Source organism: Methylotuvimicrobium sp. KM1 (assembly GCF_044788715.1).
Taxonomy (GTDB): Bacteria; Pseudomonadota; Gammaproteobacteria; order Methylococcales; family Methylomonadaceae; genus Methylotuvimicrobium.
Genome location: NZ_CP173170.1, coordinates 5,081,187 through 5,103,593 on the forward strand (window position 1 = coordinate 5,081,187; position 22,407 = coordinate 5,103,593).

Genomic DNA, 22,407 nt, shown 5'->3' on the forward strand with positions numbered 1-22,407 from the left:
CTAAGTTCCGAATGGGTTAACGAAATCAGATCGTGATGGATCGATTGCATTATTAAAATAAACGCCGTGTCATCATGAATCCCTCAAAGGGATTTCATTCAGGCACACGATTTAATAAAAAAAGAGGGAGGGTAACTCAATGTTGTTTGCTCAAATTGCCGGAATCGTTATGCTGGTATGGTTTTACCAAACTGCGAAAAAGTTAGGTGAAAACCCGATGAACTGGGCGGTAACCGGTTTAGTCGGCTACTGGTTGACTTGGTGGATCGCCAAATTAACGATTAAAAGTTTACATTTGGATACGCTTGCAGGAAATTCGGGTATCTTGAAGTTCGTGATCATTTTAACACCTGCATTACTTGCGATACTTGCCACACTGTTCATTCGAAAGAAATATCTGGTCGATGCGGCCGAATCGAAACAAAACAATCAGTAAATTGCGGATTATTAAAATAAAAAAAGGCGCATTGCCGTTTGGCAATGCGCCTTTTTTTTAAGCCTATCGAATCATTCGATTAGAGCTTGTCGGCATTTTTCTCCAGATAATCCGCAACGCCTTCAGGGCTTGCATTCATACCCGAATCGCCTTTGTTCCAGCCCGCTGGGCAGACTTCGCCATTTTCCTCAAAGAATTGCAGGGCGTCGATCATACGAATCAATTCATCCATGTTACGGCCCAGAGGCAGATCATTAACGACTTGATGACGAACCACGCCGTCCTTGTCGATCAAGAAAGTTCCGCGATAAGCAACGGCCGGTGCTGCAGCTTCAACATCGTAATCTTTACAGATACCGTGTGAAATATCAGCCGCCATTGTATAACGGACCGGGCCGATACCGCCTTTGTTGACCGGTGTATTACGCCATGCATTATGTGTAAAGTGGGAATCGATTGAAACGGCAATCACTTCGACGCCACGGCTTTTGAACTCGTCAATGCGATGATCGAGAGCGATCAATTCGCTAGGGCAAACAAAGGTAAAGTCCAGCGGGTAAAAGAAGACTACCGCATATTTTCCTTTTGTCGCTTCGGAAAAATTAAAAGCATCGACTATTTCGCCATTGCCCAATACGGCAGGAACAGTAAAGTCGGGGGCTTGTTTACCTACTAATACGCTCATCGAATGTCTCCAAGTGTTTAAAAATAGAAGGTTATGAGTTGAGGACAACCACCAAGAGGTGGCATAGCCGCATTCTACATCAAAATACTAGGGAATTGTCACAATTACCTAACTTTTAACTTGCTTTTATTTTGGGAATGAGGATAATTTGTAAGCATAGGCTTACATTAGTAGGCTTTCATAAATTTGTAATATTTTTCTGCTTCACGCGGAATAACCTCGATGTATTAGCGGCAAATATTCTCTGTTCAACAAATGGTGAAAACCGTTAGTAGGTTCAAATGCTATGGTAAAACATAAACAAATCACAGAACCCGATGTATTCGGGTATCAGGTCCGAATCGTTCGGCGAGGCAAGGAAACCAGTCGTTATTTTTCTCATAAGCTTTGGGGAAACAAAAATAAATCCTTAAAAGCCGCTATCGCTTGGCGCGATCAAATGTTGGTGGCTTTGAAAGGGAGTAAGACGCGCTTTCTCAAGCCCCCGAAAAATAAAACGACTACGGGACTGACCGGCGTTTCTAGGACAATCAAGTACGACCATCGCAAGGATAAGAGTTACTTATGCTATACGGTGTTTTGGGTCAAGGACGGGAAGTCCAGAAACAAAACCTTTCAAGTCGGCAATGTCGAAAAAGTCACTGCCGATGATGAATTGCACGCGTTTCGTACCGCGCGCTTATTCCGTAGTTGCTATGAATATGCGATAGACAATGACCTGGAATTCGACGATAGCCAATTTGCCGGCTGGAAAAAACGTCGATTGTACGACGACCCCAATCTCAGAGTTGTTTAAACCAATCTCCTTGTAGCAGAGCCCATAGTTTTTGTGCTCTGCTATCGAGTGGCTTTGCCGCTATCAAGAAGTCTCGTTGTTTTTACTTAGATAACTGAGCCATTGCTCTGCGTTTTTTCTATTTTTCGGAAAACTTTTCGCCTTGGCAAAAGATTGGCGGGCCTGTTTGGTGTTATTGCTTTCATAATAACTCATCCCAAGAATCATATAAGCTTGGCCGGGCTGTTTCAATCCTCCCTTCGCCAATGCCTTATTCATCGCGGCAATGGCTGCCTTCCAGTTCTCTTGTTCATAATAGATTTGTCCGAGCTGTTGATAAAGACTGCCTTTGTCATCGAGTTTAGAGGCCATCTCGAAAGCTTGAATTGCTTTTTCCAGCTCCCTTGCCTGCTTCCAGGCGTTAGCTAGTAATTCCCAATTTTTTACCGTACTCGTAACTTTTTTCGCATCAAGCTCGGACCGCAACACTGAGCCGGCTTTATATGGCAGCCCGGCATATAGAAATAAATTAACCAAATCCAAAATCTCCTTTTCCGAATTCAATAGGCCTTTTTTGTATGCCAGATGCTTGACCGTGGCCGCTTGCGTAAACTGGTTCAATTGCTGATAAACCGAAACTAACTGCGTCCAATAGTCTTTTTTTGCCGGATTAGCGGCCATCAGCTTGCGCAATAACGGTATCGCAGATTGATAGTCTTTCAATTCATAAAACAACGCAAGTTGCAGCTGATACCATGAATCCTCGGGCTTGGCCGTTAATTGAATGGCCTTAGAAATATGCGGCAAGGCATTGCGGTATTGTTTCAACTGAGTATAAGCATTCGCCAACAACACATGAGTTTGTGCATCCGGCACCGGATTTTTTGCCAGCCATGGCTTTAAAGTCTCAATCGCCTTGGCATATTGATTGGAAGCCAAATACAGCTGCCCCAGGTTTAAAAGCGCATCTTGCTGTTGTTTGTCAGGCAGGGCATTTAATGCAACGGCTTTTGACAGCCATTGGGCAGCCTTAGCATATTGTTCCTTGAGCGCATAAACCGAAGCCAGGCTCCGCAACGCGACGGCCTGATCCAAGCCGCCGACCTTGACTTCGCCAACCATCGCCAGCAACTGCTGTTCGGCTTTACCGTAAGCCTTATCGGCGATAAGTCGCTCTGTAGACTGAATTTTTTGATACAGCGCCGGAGAAATTGTCGCTTGCTTGGAATCAGCCAAGGAAGTAAGCGGCGCGTTCAATAATGAAACAAGCAGTAAGTTAAATAAGTGCGTTCGCTTCATTTGGACAGTTTAAACTCCAAGGTTTGTTGAGCCCTTTGTTCGTAAGCCTGGCCGTCAACCACTTTCGCTTTGAATTTCCAGCGCTTAACGGCGGCCAGCGCTTCGCGGTTAAAAATATTGCTGGGGTGCGATTCGACAACAACAGCATCGCTGACTTCACCGGTTTTCGTAATTGTGAATTCCACCTTTACCCAACCTTCGATACGCCGGCTCGCCGCACGCATCGGATAACGAGGCGGAATGCGTACCAAAGGCGTAACGTCTGTCGTGATCGTCCCGGTACCGACCGCTGCGCTCGGCGCGGCAGGCGAAGGCGCTGCCGCGCCCTGAGTCAAGCCCTCCAGAGCCGAACCACCGAAACGAGCGCTCGGTAACGGCACGCTAAGGTTCGGAATCGCTAAATTCGGCTGAGCGGCAGCCATCGGTTGAGTGTGCTGCGTTTGCATAGGCGGTGGCGGCGGGCGTTTTTCCGGAGGCGGCGGCGGTTTGACGGTCTTTTTTTCCTTGATCTGCGGTTTGCTCTCTCGTTTCAAGCGAACGAATTCGACCATTTGCAAGTTATCGGTTTTCTTAAAACCGCTCCCTCTATTCATCACCATCGCTTGCATGAGCCAAAACAAAGCCAGCGTAACGCCTAGCCCGGCCAATAAAGAAATCGCAAGACGCTTCACTTCGATTCCGTTTCCGTCGCAATCGCCGCATTGGTGATACCGGCCAATCGAATTTGATCCATAACTTGAACTAGAACGTGGGTCTTGGTGTCTCGGTCGGCGGCAATGATGACCGAACCGAGCGGATTTTCGGCCTGCAAGCGCGCGACATTGGCTCTAACCGCCCGAACATCGACCGCGCGTTTATCGATCCATATTTCACCGTTAGCCTTGATCGACACAATAATATGGGCCTGTTCTTTTTTCTCGGCAGTCTGTGCAGTAGGTCGATTAACATCGATACCGGATTCTTTGACGAAAGATGTCGTTACGATAAAAAAAATCAGCATAATGAACACGATGTCGAGCATCGGCGTCATATCGATATCGGAAATTTGATCGGATGTCGAACGGCTAGTAGTACGTCGCATAAAAACAATCTCGTTATTGGAATTTCAATAAATCGGCTAAATGATGGGTTTCGTCGCTGACGCGCTCTTCGATCGTTTTACTGAAATAGAGCCCGGCGATCGCAATCACCATACCCGACATGGTCGGAATCGTCGCCAGAGAAATACCGGAGGCCATGGCCCGCGCATTACCGGTACCGGTAACCGCCATTACATCGAAGACGTGGATCATGCCGGTCACGGTACCTAAAAGCCCGAGAAGCGGACATAAAGCGATCAGCATTTTGATGATAGTCAACGATTTACCCATCGTCAGCTTCGCTTCGGAAATAATAAAATTTCGAATGTTATGCGCATCGTAAGAACTTTTATCGACACGGCTTTCCCATTGTTCTCGCCAGGCTTGCCGGTCCTTTGGATAATTAAACCGAAAATACAACAAACGTTCGACTATCAGGCACCACAAGATGATAGAAACGAACAGAATAACCTTCAAAACGATGCCGCCGCTATCGAGAAAATGGCCGACCGAATCGAAAATAGAAAACACTCCGTTCATTACTTTCCGGCCCGGCGACTGATGATACCGGCACTTTGTTCATCGAGAATTTGAATCAGCGCACGGCTTCGGTAAGCCAACAAACTATGCAAAAACAATAACGGAACGGCTGCGCACAAACCCAGCATCGTCGTAACCAAGGCTTGCGAGATGCCGCTCGCCATCAATTTCGGATCGCCGGTACCGAAAAGACTGATCGACTGGAAGGTCGCGATCATACCGGTAACGGTACCGAGCAAGCCCAATAGCGGTGCGACTGCGGCCAGTAGTTTGATCATCGACAAGCCTTTTTCCAAGACCGGCACTTCGCGGGTAATCGCTTCGTCGAGAATCAATTCCAGCGTTTCGGTGTTTTGTGTATGATTTTCTTCAACCGCAGCAATGATACGGCCTAGAGGATTGGCTTCGGAAACTTCTGTCGAGGAAATTTGCTCGCTAACCCGCTTATGAGTTTGCGTCAACATCAACAAACGATACAGTCCGTAAATAAGACCGAAGCCGCCCAACAGCAAGATAATGTAGCCGATCCCTCCGCCTTGTTGAATTCGTTCAATAGAATCGGGCGCTTGGATGAGCATGCTTAAAATCACTCCGCGTGTCGGATCGACGCCTAAATCAACGGTCCCGGATGATGCCGAGGCAAATTTCTCGGCAAGACTGTTATAATTGCTGCCCGGTTGCCGCGCCAATTCGGCCAATTTTCCGGTTTCTGATAAATAGCGGAGATACTGCCCGTCGGCAATCGCATTGAAAGTGCCGATGCGCACGACTTCGGCCTGGCGCGGCTCGCCCGAAGCCGTCAAAATATCGCTATTAAATTTGACGACCTTGCCGGATTCGGTCATTTCCTGAAGCAGATAGAACCAAAGCGATTCAAGCTCCTCCAAGGTTGGCAATGCCTTGCTTTGAGTCATCGCGGCCAATTTTCCGGAACGTTCCGGAAACTGCGCTGAAACGATCGAGTTTTCCAGATCGGCTTTCAAATCGCCGGCGGCTTGTTTCGCGACGCCGGTCAATTCGCGCAGGATACCGCTACGGTTATCGAGCTCGGTTTGCAAACGATCGAGCTCTTGCTCGTTCGCCTCCATTTGATCCTTCAATTGCTTGCTCAAACGTTCTTGAGCCGCCAATTCGTTTTTAGCCGACTGCAGCAATTCCTGCTGCTTGGCATGATCGGCAACAAAGCGGGCCTCGCGCTCGCGATTGATTTTGCCTTCGATGCCTTGGGATTTTTGAATTTCCTTTAGCAATTGATCGAGCGAAAGTCGGTCGGCGATCGCATTGCCGGACAATAACAATCCGGCCAACAGTAAAATCATTAGTCTCATTGGCTTGCCTCCGGCGCCGGCAGCGGTAACGTCAATAAATCGGGCGCGGCTTCCTTACGGGCGATTCTTAGCCCGTCGCGTATCGCATTACGATAGCTCGAAGGTAAGGTTTCCCAAGATTGCGTCTCTTTATTCCAGTAACCGGTTTCACTACCATCGAGACGTTGAAAATACAACGCTACACGGCCCAAGCGCAAAAAATCGACCGAACTGACAGACCCGCCCAATTCGAGATCTGCCCGATAGGCTTCGATAGTATTGCCGTATTCATTTTCAACTTGAAACGCTTCGATGATGCGGCGAAATTTTTCGGCAGGGGTGACGTCGGCGCGGTTGATCATGTCTTTCAACTGACTCAAGCGCTCCTGACGCTCTTCAGGCAAAAACGGCACATCCAACGCGATGAATTGCTCGAGACTGTCGAGCATGCGCAGAATCAACGGCACGATTTCGCGTTGCGTGTCCTCAATCTGATCGAGCTGACGTTCGAGAGAGGTTTTCTCCTGATGCTGAGAAGCAAGCAAATCTTTTAGATGTTGGTTGTAAGTCTTCAAGGTATCCGCATGACGGCTTGCCGTGCGGTATTCCTCGAGCATTTTTTGAGTTTGATCGCTGAGCCGGTCGATGGTTTTTTGCGAATCGACGGCTGCTTTATTGGTCGACAGACCGGTGTCGATTGCTTGATTCAAAGGGTCCGAATAAGCGCCGGCTGACAAAAATAATAAGGTAACGCCGGCCAGAGCCTTGGGAAATCGGCGCGTTAAAAACATAAATTAAATCCGAATAACGTTAAAACGAAAGTAACTTTATCACAGTTGTAAATGCAAACAAGAGTCATTTAGCTATGTCATGAAGTAAATTACGGTTTCTCTCTATCTTCCCGAAGAATCAATTATACCTTTCGCACTTCAAATTTCGGCAGTGCCTTAGGAGGCACCGGGGTGTTCGGCAAAGGCTTTGCCAGCATGGAGCTGGCATAGAGCCTACATGGATGGATTCACGGCGTCCTTTGACGGGCACCCCGGTGCCGAATTTTGATCTCCGATGGGTATATCTATTGTTAGGCTATGCCACAAACACTATCGAGCAGGGTTAACAGAGTTAAATAATTTATTTGCAAATAGAAATCATTCTCATTACCATAATAACAAAAGCTCATTGCTTCCCGGAAACCACCACATAAAGCCATATATGAACGTTTTAAAATTAAATCCACTATCGCTATCTGTTGAATTAGCCATCAAACAATTGTTGGAATTATTTTATTCTCAAATCGCACAAGGCCGCTGGTTGTTTGCAAAAATGTCGGCAATTCGTTTCCGACGCCAGAAAGCTTCTTTCGCGGCAAACAACCTAATGCAAGAAAAGTCGGATTTCTATGAAAAACCATGCCCGATACGCATCGAGATCGATCCGGAGAAAATTCAGTTACTTCTAGCAAACCGACAACTCTGTGCGGCTGATTTTCATTGCCTGGACCAAGCATCGCATCGTTGTATTCGCGAACTGTGTTTAAAAACCTGCCTGCAGCCACTGGGTCATAGTTAAAGTTTTCGGCATCTTTTCGCCTAAACCTGATAAAAGTCATTAAGCTTTGACTTTTAAATCCGTAATTATTCAGCATAAGTCATGTACGAAAAGGTGTCGGGCACCAACCAACCTCCATGTACTGAATAGTTACTTAAAACCTTGCCTTTCTTTCCTTGTTTTATATTCCAAATAACTGCCTTTTTAGCAGCAATTCCCAATTTGAGCAGTTTCGCCGATCTTAGTATGTGGGATGTGCCTATCGAGGATCGCCGCAAACCCAGTAACTAAATTAACCATGATGTTAAATCATTACCAATGGCCTATGGAATTTAGGTGCTGGGCTTAACTACAGCTCGAACGCCAAGCACACCCACACCCTTTTTGACCCCCAAATTGGGAAATGCTGGTCTTTTATAGCCTTTCTTGTTCTGCTTAGCCAAAAAGGGTATGGTGTTACCTATAGTCCACTCAGGCTACCTATGATGAAAGTCTGCTGGTTTCTTGTTTAGGTAATAGCAATCTTTAACATCCTAGCAATCCGGAAGAAAAGCCCAAACGGGAGTATTGAAATATGGCCGTACAATGGGATCAGCTAATTCAAGATTCAGTGACATTTCGCCATACGCTACATCGGAAACCTGAACTAAGCTGGCAGGAGCAAGAAACCGCGAAGCGAATTCGCAATGAACTTTCCCGTTTAGGCATCGCTTGGCGCGTCTGCGCCGAAACCGGCACCGTGGCCCGATTGGCGCGTAATAAAAGCGGTCGTCACATCGCCTTGCGTGCCGACATCGACGCGCTTCCTATCCATGAAAACAGCGGCATGGCTTGGTCCTCGCAAACGGCAGGCTGCATGCACGCCTGCGGACATGACGGCCACACGGCCACGTTGATCGCGACCGCACACTGGCTCAAAATCCACGAAGACCGCTTGCCGGGCCCGGTAAGCCTGTTGTTTCAACCGGCCGAAGAAGGCGGTCATGGCGCCAAACGTATGATCGAAGACGGCGCGCTCGAAGGTGTCGACGTCATATTCGGATGGCACAATTGGCCGGCGATTCCATTCGGTCAGGCAGTCTGTCCCGACGGCACGGTCATGGCAGGTAACGGAACCTTTGAAATCGAAGTACACGGACAAGGCGGTCATGCGAGTCAACCGGAAGCTTGCCGTGACCCGGTACTTGCGGCGGCGGCTATCGTCATGGCCCTACAACAGGCGCTATCGCGTCGGCTGCCGCCTCAGGAAGCCGCCGTACTGAGTGTCACCTCGATCGAAGCCTCCAGCTCGCCCACCGTGATTCCCGACAAGGCTCTGATCGGCGGCAGCTTCCGCATTGCCCACGAATTCACACGCGACCGATTGACGCAATGCATTCAGGACATTTCAAAGGCTACCGCCGCCGCTTATGGGGTCGATTGCCACGTTACGATCTTCCCAAGATATGGAGCGACCATCAATCACTCCGAACCTGCGGCTTTTTATCGCCGGGCATTGCTGCAGGAATTAGGAGAGGGTGGACTGAGCCAAAATACGCCTGTTCCGATCATGGCCTCTGAGGATTTCCATTATTACCTGAACGCGATTCCGGGCGCTTTCGCGTTAATCGGCTCCGATGACGGCATAGCGACACATCAACGCTCCTGCCACAACCCCGAATACGATTTCAATGACAAATTGATCGATCGCGTCGCACGCATTTACGCCCGTTTGGCCGGCGCACCCTTGCCGGAAGAAATTATACCCATCGGAGATCAAAATTCGGCGCCGGGGTGCCCGTCAAAGGACGCCGTAAACCCAGCACCTAAATCCAGCACCTAAATACCATAGGTCATTAGCAATGATTCAAAACATGGCTTATTTAGATGCTGGATGAATTATCCAAGACAATTAACCATGGCCAATGGGTTATGGAATTTAGGTGCTGGGTAAATACGTCCATGTAGGCTCTATACCAGCTCCATGCTGGCAAAGCCTTTGTCGAGCACCCCGGCGCCTCCTAAGGCACTGCCGAAACTTGAAATGCGAAAGGTATAACTCGCTTCGCACTCGGACCTAACTCAAGAAAAAGCGTTATCCGGCAACGATATTGCAGGATAAGCATTAATCGGGCGATTTGTTGCCCTGTCAACCGTAAGGAGAGTATTCATGAAAGTCTTTGAACAATGGGAATCTGAAATTCGCGGCTACTGTCGTGTGTATCCGACCGTTTTCAAATCGGCCTCCAATGCCCGTCAAGTGGATGAGTCGGGAAAATCCTATATCGACTTCTTCGCAGGCGCCGGTGTACTCAATTTCGGCCACAACAACCCGTTGATGAAAAAAGCCTTGATCGATTTTATCGAGGCGGATGGCGTAGCACACAGCCTGGACACCTACACCACGGCGAAACGCGATTTTATCGAAGCCTTCGCCAATTCCGTGCTAAAACCGCGAAACATGAATTACAAAATGCAATTCATGGGACCGACCGGTACTAACGCGGTCGAAACCGCGCTTAAATTGGCGCGCAAGGTCACCGGACGCCGTACGATCATTGCGTTCAATCACGGTTTTCACGGCATGACGCTAGGCTCGTTGGCCTGCACGGCTAATCAATATTTCCGCAATGCCGCAGGCGTACCCTTGGAATATGTCCGTCATGAACCCTTCGGCTGCGAAAAGCCTTGTATCGGTTGTCAATTAGGCTGCGGCCTGGAATCGCTTGAGCAATTACGCGCGCAATTTTCCGATTCGTCGAGCGGCTTGGAACCGCCGGCGGCGTTTTTAGTCGAACCGATTCAAGCCGAAGGCGGTGTCAATGTGGCCAGTCGAGAATGGTTGCACGCCGTGCAAAAACTGGCGCACGATCTGGGCGCGCTATTGATTTTTGACGACATCCAGGCAGGTTGCGGGCGCACCGGTCAATATTTCAGTTTTGACGGCATGGATTTGGAACCGGACATTATCACGTTAGCCAAAGGCATCGGCGGCTACGGCACGCCGCTGGCGATGAATTTGGTCAAGCCGGAACACGACCAACATTGGCAACCTGGCGAACATACCGGCACGTTTCGAGGCCAAGGCTTCTCCTTCGTCGCGGGCAAAGTCGCGCTGTCCTATTTCGACAATGACGCATTGATGAACGATGTCACGCTCAAAGGCGCTAAGATGCAACAGCATCTCGAAGACTTGGCGGAGCGCTTCGGTCAAGGGCGGTTTCAAGTGCGCGGCAAAGGCATGCTGCAAGGACTCGACATCGCCGACGGCGCCTTGGCGAAAAACATCGTCAATCTTTGCTTCGAACGCGGACTGTTGCTCAGCGCCTGCGGAACTGGCGGCAAGGTCATCAAAATGATTCCGCCGCTAACGATTCCGGAAGCCGATCTAGTCGAAGGTTTAACGATTTTCTCGGGCGTCTTAGCGGATGCTTTGGAGGCCTTATGATTGAACGCGACGACATGACTTTTCCGTTCGCGGAATACCAACGCCGAATCGACGAACTGCGTGGGCGGATGCAAAAACGGCTGCTCGACGCTGTCGTAATTAGCGATCCGGAAAACCTGATGTATCTGACCGACTATCAAACGACAGGCTATTCGTTTTTTCAGGCCCTGGTCATCCCGCTCGACAACGAGCCGTTCATGATCACTCGAAAACTCGAAGAATCCAATGTTTATGCGCGGACCTGGGTGGAAATCACGCGGCCTTATCCCGATACCGGCGACGCGATTCAAATGCTCGTGGAATCGCTTCGAGAATTCGGCTTGAATGGCAAACATATCGGTTACGAACGCAACAGCTACTTCTTTCCGGCCTATCATCAAGACTCGATTCATACGACCTTTACCGACGGGCGTTTATTAGATTGTTTCGGCATCGTTGAACAAGGACGCATCACGAAATCTCCTGTAGAAATCGAAATTATGCGCAAGGCAGCCCATGCGACTGAAGCCGGTATGAAGGCCGGATTCGAGGCTTGCGTTGCCGGTGCGACCGAAAACGAAATCGGAGCCGCGATCAGTGCCGGTATGTTTCGGGCGGGCGGCGAGACTCCCGCAGTAATGCCTTATGTCACCAGCGGCCCACGCACGATGATCGGCCACGCAACTTGGGAAGGACGCGTCGTGCAACCGGGCGAGCACATCTTCCTAGAAGTCGGCGGCTGTTATCGACGCTACCATACCGCGATGATGCGCACCGTCGTTCTGGGCGATATGACGGATACCTTCTATAAGGCTCAGGAAAAAATGAAATTTGCGCTGCAACGGCTGAAAGAAATCATGCGTCCCGGCCTAACGGTCTCGGACGCCGATAATCTGGTGCGCGCGATCATCACCGACAACGACATCGGCGGCAGGCTGATCACGCGTTCGGGCTATTCGATCGGCATCGCGTTTCCGCCAAGCTGGGACGAAGGTTACATCATCAGCCTAAAGCAAGGCATTTCGACGGTGCTGGAAGAAGGCATGACATTTCACATCATCCCGTGGATGTGGGGCGTCGAAGGCGATAAAACCATGGGCATATCGGACACGCTTTATGTGACAGAAAATGGCTGCGAATCCTTTTTCACGCTGGATCAGGATTTTGTCGTAAAGCCCGAATACGGGGCTTAGGCAAGGCAGGTTATTCATGGCTCCCACGCTTCAGAAACGGTAAATGGATTCAAGATTATGAAATATACCTTTCGCACTTCAAATTTCAGCAGTGTCTTAGGAGGCGCCGGGGTGCTCGGCAAAGGCTTTGCCAGCATGGAGCTGGCATAGAGCCTACATGGACGTATTCACGGCGTCCTTTGACGGGCACCCCGGTGCCGAATTTTGATCTCCGATAGGTATAACCATGAAGTTACATGCAGAATTAGATTGTTGACTTTATAGACTTTTTCTTCATTTCCTTCATGCTCTTCATGGTAAGGAATATGCACAAAATAACTCTTACAATTTGTAGGCTTTATGGAGGTTCGGTGACTCGCTTGACAGGACGCCGTAAATACGTCCATGTAGGCTTGACGGCAGCTAAGCGCCAAGGATGGTGTGAATGCAGATTTTGCATTACGCCATGGATGGCGTGTATTAGGGCAATGCAGGAGCAATTGCCGAGGAGCAAAAATCTGCCCCTGCTGCCGACACCTGTCAATCGAGACACCGAACCCCCTTCCCTCGTTTGTCGACGTTATTTCATGCTCGTTCCTAAATAAATGTTTTATGATGAATTCACTAACTTAAGGCCTCAACAACGTGGGAGCGATGACTAATGCTGTTCCTAATTTAGCTTATTCAACGGAGAACGAAACTAATGAGCATACAAGTTATTAATCCATCCACCGGTGAATTATTGGGCGTAAGCCCGGAACTCGACACCCCCGATCGCGATGCTGCGCTCGATCGCGCGCAAACAGCCTATTCCGATTGGAAAAAACAATCCTTTGCGCAACGCGCGCAAGTGTTGCGTAACATAGCTCAGCACTTACGCGATGATGTAGAATCGTTGGCGCCGCTGATGACCCTGGAGATGGGCAAACCTATCAAGGAGGCCCGCGCCGAAGTGATAAAGGCAGCGCTCTGCGCCGAACATTACGCCGAACATGGCGAAGCATACCTTGCCCCGGATACATTGGCATCTGACGCCAGTCTTAGCTATGTGCAATATCTGCCTTTGGGCGTCGTACTGGGCATTTTGCCTTGGAACGCACCTTTTTGGCTGGCTTTTCGCTTTTGCGCCCCGGCATTGATGGCCGGAAACACCTGCCTGATGAAGCACGACTCGCATGTTCCGGCCTGCGCCGAAGCAATCGCGAGGCTATTTGAGCAGAGCGGAGTCCCGGCCGGTCTATTGCAAAATCTACCCTTGTCGAACACCGATGTAGAAGCGGTCATTCGCGATCCACGCGTACAAGCCGTCTCGTTGACCGGTTCGGATAGAGCCGGCACTGTCGTGGCCGCTATCGCCGGCGCTGAAATCAAACCGGTCGTCCTGGAATTGGGCGGTTCCGACCCCTGCATCGTACTGGCCGATGCCGATCTGGACAAAGCCGCCGATGTGATTACGCTGTCGCGCATCATCAATGCCGGCCAATCTTGTATCGCCGCCAAACGCATCATTGTCGAAGCCGGCATTCATGATGAACTCGTGACACGACTTGAAGAACGTCTAAGCAAGTTGAAACTGGGCGACCCGAATGAGGAAAGCACCGACATCGGCCCCTTGGCGCGAGAAGACCTGCGGCTAAACCTGCATCGCCAGGTTCAAGAAACGATTGCCGCCGGAGCGCAATGCCGACTCGGCGGTGAGATACCGGACGGGCCGGGCTATTTTTATCCGGTCACTTTACTGACCGACGTCACGAACGATATGACCGCCGCCCGAGAAGAAACTTTCGGCCCGGTCGCCGTCGTTATCAAGGCCGAAGATCAAGACGAAGCGATGCGTATAGCCAACGACAGTCGATATGGTCTGGCTGCAAGCATCTGGACGGAACGGTCGCGAGGCGAAGCGCTGGCTCGGCAATTGGAAACCGGCCAAGTCGCGGTCAACGGCATCGTTAAAACCGACCCCAGACTACCCAGCGGCGGCGTCAAGCGCTCAGGACTCGGCCGCGAACTGGGGCCGCACGGCATGCACGAATTTGTCAACGCGCAGCAAGTTTGGCTGGGTTAAGATTCTTGGAGTTTATCATTCGTACTTTTACAAATTCTGACCTAACCGCGGGCGCGTGGTGAAGGACGCGGCTTGCAAGCCCTGCGCGTCAAGCTAAAACGGCCACCCCACATCACGCTCTTTCCCAAGCTCCCCCTTCGACAAGGCTCTCCTGAGCGCAGCCGAAGGGCTCAGGGCAAGAGCTTCCTGAACGTAACTATTCAGTCCCCCGGCAATTATCGTTCCCACGCTCTGCGTGGGAACGCCTGAGTACCGCTCCAGCGGTACGAGACGCTAGAGCGTGGGAACGATAGGGGGGTGTGAATAATTACTCCTGAACAGGTTACCCAAGCAGGAGCTTGGGTAACAGCATAAGCCGGAAAGTCATAAGAGCCATTGCAACAAATCGCGGATTTGGCTAATGGCGGCGTTATCGCAACCGTACCTGCACTCAAACAAAGCGATGGGTTTCCACTTCGCTTCTACCCATCCTACGGTGCTATACAAACGCGCAACAAGTCATTGAATTAAATTCTTACTCGTCATGGTGAATTCTTTTTCTAGGATCAAGGCCTTCCTCTAGCGTATCGGCAATAAGCCCAACTCGATTTTGTGGCTGTACATGTGCTCTTGCCGGCAACTGCTGCGTTCGTTTTGCAGACATTCTATTAAGGCACTCATCGGCTTGGACAGTTTACCGTCTCTGGAAAGACGTTTCAGATAAGCCATCGACCTCGCCTGAGTATCGTAGCCTTCGTGATTTCCCACTTCTTGTTTTTTCAACCATGTTTGCCAAGATTCCGGCACCGGGCCGAGCCAGTAATTTGCATGCGGTATCGTCAACGCAATTTCCAAACCTTTCGGATCCATGTCACTGAACACGATGATCGTTTTGTTCGCACCGAAACGGTCAACGAAATCGCGGCTGACATTAGTTTTCGAGCCGGTCTTCGGATCGCCGCGATAAACCCATAATGCCCGCCGCGCTATAGACGGCAATTCGAACGAAGCGCATAAAGACATGATAGCCAGGTTCTCGACCACCACGAGCACATCGTGATCGACCTTTGCGATGCCAGAACTCGAACAAAACACGCCAGCAGCCATGATCGAAGCAGGCTGTAGCGTGATTTGCTCGCCGTTGATGCGGACAAAACCGTCGGGGCTGTTCAGCAGCAAATAATCTTCACTGACAGGCTTCCCGGCCAGTTTTTCGTTCGCGTGATGTTTAGCGACTGTCAGCCTGTCGTCCGGCAGCCGTTCGTTCAGGAACGGATCGAAGCCGGTTTCCTCGCGAACCCGCCGGCGCAGTTCGAGCTTGTCCTGCGCAGTGAAGACCAGCTTGCCTTTATTCAAATGACCGCACCCATAACGTTCGATCACTTCGCGGCCCAACGCACTGGCGTGACGAGTCGTGCTTCGGTCCGATAGGTTAGCGACGAGTTCGCTGATCCAGTTGAACAGTTTTCGGTTCATTGATTTACACCCGGCGCAGCGAAATCTCGTGAATCACTTGATTGCCGTTGAAATCGGACAGATTTTCACCCTGCATCTCCAGCGCGACGACGCTTCTCATGCGCTGCGGCAAGCAGCAATATTGCGCAAATACCATGTCCAGCCACAATTCGGCCTTGATTTCGAGCCCTTCGCCCTGCCAATACTGCAGCGCCGATGTCTTGCGGCCTTGCCGCTCGAGCGCCGACGCAAATAGGCTTTCGATATGGGCCTCGTAAAGGTCTCGATGATATTCGATGCGCTCCGGCATCTGCGTATCGAGCGGCGCCGAGGCATTGTCTCGGGGCGGCGGCGCGAGTGGTTTGGTTTGCCGCCTCAATTCCTGCACGATCTCGACAAGATCGGCTTGGAGAACTGGATTGGCCGTATCGATGCCGGGCGGCAAGTTCAGGCCGGAACCACGCCTAAGCAGTTCCGGAACGGGCTCCTCAATGCTCCAGTCCAACGGTTCCCATTCCGGGTGTTGCCTCAGAAATTGAGCCATTGCGCGGGTTCGGTTCGCGGTCTGTTCCTGCAGACGCAGCGTGAACAGCAAGGTCTTCATGCGAGCGACGATGCTAGTCAGCCGCTCGACGATGCTCTTGTATTGATCTATGAAACGGATGATCTTACGGCTCAGCTCGGGCGGAATCGCGACCCAGCTCAACCAGTCGTAGCAATCGTTCAAATCGACCTGGTTGAGTTCCTGCACCAGCCGCTGCGCATAGGCTAACGCGCGCCGGTTTTGACGTATCTTGCTGTTCAGCGACGAGACGAAACCGAACTGGCTCGTGATCGCCGCGAACATCACGGACAGGCTCGTTTCCAGCGATTCGATCGCCTCGTACAGCATGTCGTCGATCTGTTCCAGATGATAACGCGCCTCGTCCTGATCGTTTCGCTCGAGCGCGCGCCGGTAGTCCTCAATGTCTTCCTCGACGGTCAGTATCATCTTGCCCAGGTCGATCGCCTGTTGATAACGCTGATTGCGCAACAGCAAGCGATCGATCAGGCGTTTGACGTCGCCGGTCAAGCGGTATTCGTCGCTGACGTCTGCGGTGCGCAAGATACCGGCCTTTTTCAGACTGTCGATCGCGGTGCGGCTGTCGTCGTCGACGAAGACCGTTCCGTCGATATAGGTTTGCGCCAGTAACCGGTCGGCGCCGGCCAGCTTGCGGATCAAGCCGGCGATCTGTTCCCGGTCGAAACTCATAGAAACAATTCTTGCTGCTCGACGTCTTCGGCATTGGCCGCGTGCTTGTCGAGCTCCAAGGCTTCGGCGTCGTTCAGAAACGCGATGATGCGGTGCAGATAATCGATCTTGCCGGTTGCGAGATACAGCGATGCCTGCGGATTCGGCTTGACCAGATAGCCGCTCTGTTCCAGTTTTTGCAAGACCCACGACAATTGTTCGGAGATCGCGGTCTTGCTGGTCTTGAACAGCGTCAACTGGGTCAGCCGGTTCAATTGCTCGGACAGCGCCGGTTCATGCTCGATCGCGTTCAAGAGGTGCGTCATGCGAATTTCGTCGCGCGCCCGAATCGGCATGTCCTGTCCGAGCGCGGTCATGACCATGTCCATCCATTCGACGACCGGGCGCAATTGCGAGCGGACTTCTGCGAAGGCTTCGCGAATCGGGCCACGGTTGCTGTCGTCGACGACCGTGTAGGCGGCGTAATAGACCTCGCCGTCCAACGACAACAAGGTTCTGTCCAAGGGTTTCAGAAAGGCATCGATCTTGTCCGCATTGGCCTGCTGCGACAAATAATCGTAGGCATCGGGATAGGCGGTCGGGCAAATGAAATGACCACTCAACAGCGCCTCGGCGACCTGCTTAAACATCGGCGTTCTCCCGTTGCATTGCATTCAACAACTGATCGAGCTTACTGGCCGGCAGTTCGACCTCATGCAGTCTCTGTTTGTTCAGCAAATACCGCCGGCTAAACAGGGCGAGCACATGCCGGTCGGCGGTCGGCGTCGCCGACAAAATCTGTATGTTCTGTTTCGCGAGCAGATTCATCATCGCCTCGATGTTCTCGGGCGCCAAATCACCCAGCTCGTCGATCGGCCAGCAGACGACGGTCGGATTCTGCTTGCGCAGCATCGCCGTCACGCCGGTAAAGAACGTGATCAAGGCTAGATAGGACAGACCGGTGGAGCTGACGTCCTTCAGTTCCTTAGCATTTCGGGCGTGCTTGAGCTGACCGTTCTCGTAGATGCTGAATTCGATGTCGAACAGCGACACATGCTTGATCTTGAAACCCGACGAAGGCAGCAGCGCGGTCAGCTCGCTCATCGCCTGAATCAGCTCGTCGGGAATGTCCCGATGACCGATCAACTCGGCGTTGTCGCGGTATTGACCGTAATTGTCGCCGAATTTTTTCAGCGCCTGCCAATATTCCAAATCGTTCATCTTCGAGCGGACATTGACGGTGATCTCGCCCAGCGCGGCGAAATACCGTTCTTCGCTGATGTATTTGGACAGCTCCGAGCCGGTGTGCTTGATCGCGCGGTCGAAGTTGTAGAGATGCTGATAAAAGGCATTGACGCCGGTCGCATGCAGCTCGATCTGTTGCGCGGTGGCTTGCCTGACGTGTTCGACCATTTGCAGCACATCGATCAACGGCTGTTCGATCTCCAAGGCCTCGTTCTGAAAAAACGAACCGCCCTGCGCGGGTGCGGCCAGCGCCTGCTGCCAGGCTTCGGCCAACTGGCTACGGTGATGCTTGCCGAACAATTGCACGAGGATCTGCTTGCCGCTGTGGATCGCATGCTCCTGGCGCTTGCGCTCCTTGACCGTCTCCTGGGTCAGACGCGGCAGCGTGTCGGCAGCGAATGTATGCAGCTCTTCCGCATAAATCGGCGGACTGCTTCTCAACAGCTCCATGCATTGCTCCAGATGACTCAACAAACCGACACGCTTTTTCAGTTGGTCCTGCTGCGCGGCGATCTGTTGATTCAACTGCGTCCGCCGGCGCTTGAACTCCTGCTTGAGCTGCTCGATCGCATCGTTCAGCTGCCGGATTTTGCTCTCGCAATCGCCGCGCCGACGGCACAGCTCGGGATGCTCCTTCCAACGTTGCTGCAGCCAGTTTTGGTATTCATCGTGTTTACGCTGATAGTCTCTCGCTTCTTTTTCGAGACGCTTCGCCTCGTTGAGCTGTTCCGACAGTTTCACGATCGTGTCGTCGGCGCCGCTGTCCTTCAGCTCGCTTTTCAATTGCTGCTGTACGCGGCGTTTTTCCTGTTCGAAGTGTTCGGTATCGGCGGCGATTTGTTCTCTGATCGTCGTAATCAGGCGTTGACCGTCCGACTCGATGACGCCTTTTCGGCCCAGATGTTCCTCATGCAGTGCATGCATCGCCTGTTCGTGTTCCGCTTCGATCGCGGCGATGGTTTGATTACTGCCTTCGATGTCGGAAGACAAACGCTGCATGTTCAATTCGATGTCGCGGCGCGCTTTTTCCGTTTCGACCTTGATCCGATCCGCCAACGCATTCGCTTCGTCTTGCAGATGCGCTTCGTTTTTTTCGACGCGCTTGATCCGTTGCTGTACTTTGTCGAGCTCGGTCTTGGCATGCTCGCGCTGCCTGTTCGCGGCATTCAGACTCGCATCGAGATTTTCGATTTCTTCGCCGAGCGCGTTCAGTTTGTCGAACAGATTTTTTTCTTCCTGCTCCAGACGCAGTTTGTCGGCGGTCGGATAGCTTCGTTCGGCTAGCACATCGAGCGCGATCCGCAGTCCGTAGAAGTCGTCACTGCCGTTTTCGCTCCAGTGCGGATCGAGGCCGCTATGATCGAGAAGTTCCGGCGCGATCACGCGGCCGATGGTGTTTTGCCAACCTTCGACTTCATTGTCGAGATAATGTTGCAGCGTGCCGGGATCCGGTCTCAGGCGTTTCTGGCACTGCACACGGCGCTCGCGCAGATTTCTGCGTTCGGTATTTTTGTCCTTGAGCTTTTGTTCGAACTGCCGGAATTGATCGAGCTTGCTCTGGTAGTCATTTTGCGCGTCATGCCGGGCCTGATAGGCGAGCCGGTTTTCCTTGACGGCCGCTTCGAGCGCCTGCCGGTTATTGATTTGCTGTTCGGCCAAAGCTTCCGGTATCGACGGATTCCTCAAGCGGCTCTTTTCGACTTCAAATTCCGTCAGCCATTGCGTTTGCTGCCCCTTGACCGGGTGCAACCGGCTTTCCTTAGCCTGCCGCAATTCTTCCTTGCGTTGCTGAAACGCCTCATCGGTCTCGCGCAGACTCTTTTCTTGCGATAACTGCGCTTCTGCGCATTGCCGCTCGAAAGTCTGGGTCTGGCTGTCGTGAGTGTGCCGTAATTCGTCGAGTTGTTTCTCGTAGTAAGCCTTGATTTCCTGCGTCTTGCTTTCCAGCGCTTCGATCTCGCTCTTGATTTTCATCTGTCTTTCGACATGCTGTTCGAGTAGCGAAGCCTTGAACGCAAAGCTTTCGGCATCCTGCCTTTCATAATCGAGTTTCTGCGTTTCGAGCGCATCGATCTGATAATTCAGTTCTTTCAGCCGCTCGTTACATTCGATCAGCGCGTCGGTTTTCGGGTCCAACTGCTTATCGTGTTCTTGCTGTAATCGGTCGCGCTGTTCGTTCAGTTCGCTCAGGCTTTGTTCGAGCGCGTCTTTTTCCTTCAGGCAGGTTTTATGACTGTCGAGCGCGAGCGCATGAATATGCGACAGCGTCTTGAGCGTTTCCTTGTACTCGCCTATCGTCTGCAACAATTCGTCGAAATCGCCGCGCTTGGCCCCGATTTCCCGCGCTGCGGTCAAGTCGGACAGCCACGCGTCGATGTGTTGTTTGTTCAGTTGAAAGGGTTGCTGCTCGTCTTCGTTCTGCAGGAAGGTCTGGCTGAGCTTGTTGCGCGAGATATCGATCAACATTTGTTTGATCACGTCGAAATCGCCGATTTTTTCGATGACCGAACCGATGACCTTCTCGATATGCGTCATCGGTGCAAAACCCATCGCAAAGCGTTGTTGCAGCGGGCGCAACCAGCGCTTGCCGCTACTGACCTGATGGCACTGGATGATGCTGCAATAATCGTCGACCGCGACGAAGCGGGAAGCCTCGGCGTTCAGCGTCTTGTAGAAGCGCTCGATGCTGTGGCTGTCGCGCGGCAGGCCGTTTTCGCCGATATAATAATCCTGCCGATAAGGGGCGTCGATGAACTTGTATTTGGCGCCGCGCCCGTCGCTCTGCACCATGACATGACAAACTTGACCGTGCGGGCGTTGGTATTCATAGACCAGACAGCTGCTGCCGCGCGGCAGGTAATAATCCAGAAAACCTTTCTTGCTGCCGCTGCCGCCAACGATATTGCTCGGCCGCTCGCCCCAAAACAACTGCATCAAGCGTAGAAAAGTAGTCTTGCCGGCACCGTTCGTGCCGCTCAGATTGGTGTGACCGTCCAGCTTCAGCAAAACCGTTTTGCCGGGCCAAAAGCTGTCGATCAGGATGATTTTTTGCAGTCGAAAACTATCAGACATTTCTAAAAGGGGTCAGGTTACTTTTTATTGCCATCTCTGGCTTTTTTGGGGCGGCCTTGCGGCGCAATTTTGACGCGTCGACCTAAAACAGTCTCGATTTCATGCTGAAACTTGTCCGAGCCCAGCGCGCAGTCTTTGTTCAAGTGGGCGCGTATCGCTCGAATGTCATTGTCGGCCAAAGCTTGCTTGCAGAGTTCGCGGTAGGCCATTACTCGGGTCTCGGGATTCGCAGCCAGCAGACGATATTCCGGCGGCTCCTCCAACCATTCCATGCCGCTTCCGGTCACATGATGCCGGCAACTGGACCACCGGTAATCCCATGGATAGTCCACCATGCCGGCCCGTACCGGATTCAATTCAATATAACGCATGCACGTCAACAAGTAACGCTCGCTGTCGATCAAACTCGATTTGAAACGCCCTTCGAAGAGCGTTCCGGTGCGCTGGTAGGTCTTATTGATGTAACGGACATATCGCCGGCCGACCGATTGCATCAAAGCGGAAATCCCGCCCGGCGCCTCGCTCATTGCCAATAAATGAACATGATTCGTCATCTGCACGAATGCGTAAAGCTTGCAATGGTTCTTCACCAAGGCTTCACGCAGATATTCGAGATAGATCGTGTAATCATTTTCATCAAAGAAAATAGGCTGGCGATTATTGCCGCGTTGCACAATGTGCTGCGGAACATTCGGCAAGTCGAGGCGCGGGAGACGAGGCATGGCTTTGGTATGTTTAAAGGACTAACGAAATAATAGCACAAGAATGTAACCTGACCCCTTTTCTCATGTGGTATTCGAGTTGCCGGATAATTTATTGGAACACGCTCAGGCGCTCTTAGTTGATTATTTCAGAGCTCTGGAAAAGATGTAATTTGTGGGGATACCTCAGAACCCTACCCCTTTTCCACTTTTCCAGCCCCTTTTTTTCGGTTTTTGTGATGAGCTTAATAGTTTTGCTTGAAATCTAGCGCGGATGGTGCTGTTATAGCCGTGTAACCACATAATTTATCCAGGATATCCTACCTCTTGTGATGAGTGCGTGTGGTTACATTTTCGTCAATCAAGGGGCACGACTTTTTGCCACGTTAGTGGTTTCGTGCAACATTTCTCA

At 51.4% G+C, this 22,407-nt stretch carries 19 protein-coding genes; 6 read left to right on the top strand and 13 right to left on the bottom strand.

Annotated features, from left to right (window positions below; genetic code table 11):
- Positions 1-139: 139 nt before the first annotated feature.
- On the top strand, positions 140-436 hold the full coding sequence (locus ACINK7_RS22150) for a hypothetical protein (RefSeq protein WP_404358781.1): 297 nt from the start codon (positions 140-142) through the stop codon (positions 434-436).
- 79 nt (positions 437-515) lie between these two features.
- Here ACINK7_RS22150 and ACINK7_RS22155 read toward each other — a convergent pair whose 3' ends face one another.
- The gene (locus tag ACINK7_RS22155; protein WP_014150373.1) at positions 516-1,121 is read right to left on the bottom strand and encodes a peroxiredoxin; all 606 of its coding nucleotides are present in this window, start codon (positions 1,119-1,121) and stop codon (positions 516-518) included.
- A 286-nt stretch (positions 1,122-1,407) separates the two neighbouring features.
- Between ACINK7_RS22155 and ACINK7_RS22160 the strand changes: the two genes are divergently transcribed.
- The gene (locus ACINK7_RS22160; RefSeq protein WP_017841557.1) at positions 1,408-1,917 is read left to right on the top strand and encodes a hypothetical protein; all 510 of its coding nucleotides are present in this window, start codon (positions 1,408-1,410) and stop codon (positions 1,915-1,917) included.
- Positions 1,918-1,980: 63 nt separating this feature from the next.
- Here ACINK7_RS22160 and ACINK7_RS22165 read toward each other — a convergent pair whose 3' ends face one another.
- The 7 genes from ACINK7_RS22165 to ACINK7_RS22195 all read right to left on the bottom strand — a co-directional run bounded on the left by ACINK7_RS22165 (position 1,981) and on the right by ACINK7_RS22195 (position 7,766).
- Positions 1,981-3,195, bottom strand: coding sequence for a tetratricopeptide repeat protein (locus ACINK7_RS22165; RefSeq protein ID WP_404358784.1), 1,215 nt, complete (start codon positions 3,193-3,195; stop codon positions 1,981-1,983).
- Positions 3,192-3,866, bottom strand: coding sequence for an energy transducer TonB (locus ACINK7_RS22170; RefSeq protein WP_404358786.1), 675 nt, complete (start codon positions 3,864-3,866; stop codon positions 3,192-3,194). The genes ACINK7_RS22165 and ACINK7_RS22170 overlap by 4 nt, the downstream gene beginning before the upstream one ends.
- Positions 3,863-4,276: an ExbD/TolR family protein gene (locus tag ACINK7_RS22175; RefSeq protein ID WP_404358787.1), complete on the bottom strand. Its 414-nt coding sequence runs from the start codon at positions 4,274-4,276 to the stop codon at positions 3,863-3,865. The genes ACINK7_RS22170 and ACINK7_RS22175 overlap by 4 nt, the downstream gene beginning before the upstream one ends.
- Positions 4,277-4,289: 13 nt before the next feature.
- Positions 4,290-4,814, bottom strand: coding sequence for a MotA/TolQ/ExbB proton channel family protein (locus ACINK7_RS22180; protein WP_404358789.1), 525 nt, complete (start codon positions 4,812-4,814; stop codon positions 4,290-4,292).
- A complete protein-coding gene (locus ACINK7_RS22185) occupies positions 4,814-6,142 on the bottom strand; it encodes a DUF3450 family protein (protein ID WP_404358790.1) in 1,329 nt (442 codons plus the stop codon). Before ACINK7_RS22185 ends, ACINK7_RS22180 begins: the two co-directional genes overlap by 1 nt.
- Positions 6,139-6,912: a DUF3450 domain-containing protein gene (locus ACINK7_RS22190; protein WP_404358791.1), complete on the bottom strand. Its 774-nt coding sequence runs from the start codon at positions 6,910-6,912 to the stop codon at positions 6,139-6,141. Before ACINK7_RS22190 ends, ACINK7_RS22185 begins: the two co-directional genes overlap by 4 nt.
- A 470-nt stretch (positions 6,913-7,382) precedes the next feature.
- On the bottom strand, positions 7,383-7,766 hold the full coding sequence (locus ACINK7_RS22195; protein WP_404358793.1) for a hypothetical protein: 384 nt from the start codon (positions 7,764-7,766) through the stop codon (positions 7,383-7,385).
- A gap of 477 nt (positions 7,767-8,243) precedes the next feature.
- On the opposite strand from ACINK7_RS22195, the gene doeB2 reads away from it, so the two are divergent.
- The 4 genes from doeB2 (at position 8,244) to ACINK7_RS22215 (ending at position 14,312) form a co-directional block, all read left to right on the top strand.
- Complete coding sequence (gene doeB2, locus ACINK7_RS22200) at positions 8,244-9,491, top strand: N(2)-acetyl-L-2,4-diaminobutanoate deacetylase DoeB2 (protein ID WP_404358795.1); 1,248 nt, start codon at positions 8,244-8,246, stop codon at positions 9,489-9,491.
- Positions 9,492-9,818: 327 nt separating this feature from the next.
- Positions 9,819-11,096: an aspartate aminotransferase family protein gene (locus tag ACINK7_RS22205; RefSeq protein ID WP_404358797.1), complete on the top strand. Its 1,278-nt coding sequence runs from the start codon at positions 9,819-9,821 to the stop codon at positions 11,094-11,096.
- Positions 11,093-12,268 (top strand): ectoine hydrolase, encoded by a 1,176-nt coding sequence (gene doeA, locus ACINK7_RS22210; protein WP_404358799.1) that lies wholly within the window; start codon positions 11,093-11,095, stop codon positions 12,266-12,268. The genes ACINK7_RS22205 and doeA overlap by 4 nt, the downstream gene beginning before the upstream one ends.
- 682 nt (positions 12,269-12,950) lie before the next feature.
- Complete coding sequence (locus tag ACINK7_RS22215) at positions 12,951-14,312, top strand: NAD-dependent succinate-semialdehyde dehydrogenase (RefSeq protein WP_404358801.1); 1,362 nt, start codon at positions 12,951-12,953, stop codon at positions 14,310-14,312.
- 558 nt (positions 14,313-14,870) lie between these two features.
- Here ACINK7_RS22215 and ACINK7_RS22220 read toward each other — a convergent pair.
- Genes ACINK7_RS22220 through ACINK7_RS22240 form a run of 5 tightly spaced genes read right to left on the bottom strand, consistent with a single transcriptional unit; the run spans position 14,871 to position 22,016 of the window.
- A complete protein-coding gene (locus ACINK7_RS22220) occupies positions 14,871-15,767 on the bottom strand; it encodes a hypothetical protein (protein WP_404358803.1) in 897 nt (298 codons plus the stop codon).
- Positions 15,768-15,771: 4 nt separating this feature from the next.
- Positions 15,772-16,998: a hypothetical protein gene (locus ACINK7_RS22225; RefSeq protein WP_404358805.1), complete on the bottom strand. Its 1,227-nt coding sequence runs from the start codon at positions 16,996-16,998 to the stop codon at positions 15,772-15,774.
- Positions 16,995-17,627 carry a condensin complex protein MksE gene (locus ACINK7_RS22230; protein ID WP_404358807.1) on the bottom strand — a complete coding sequence of 211 codons (633 nt, stop codon included), beginning with the start codon at positions 17,625-17,627 and terminating at the stop codon, positions 16,995-16,997. Before ACINK7_RS22230 ends, ACINK7_RS22225 begins: the two co-directional genes overlap by 4 nt.
- Entirely contained in the window at positions 17,620-21,294 is a 3,675-nt protein-coding gene (locus ACINK7_RS22235) for an ATP-binding protein (protein WP_404358808.1), read from the bottom strand. The genes ACINK7_RS22230 and ACINK7_RS22235 overlap by 8 nt, the downstream gene beginning before the upstream one ends.
- 17 nt (positions 21,295-21,311) lie before the next feature.
- Positions 21,312-22,016 (bottom strand): transposase, encoded by a 705-nt coding sequence (locus tag ACINK7_RS22240; RefSeq protein ID WP_404358810.1) that lies wholly within the window; start codon positions 22,014-22,016, stop codon positions 21,312-21,314.
- Between the last annotated feature and the right edge of the window lie 391 nt (positions 22,017-22,407).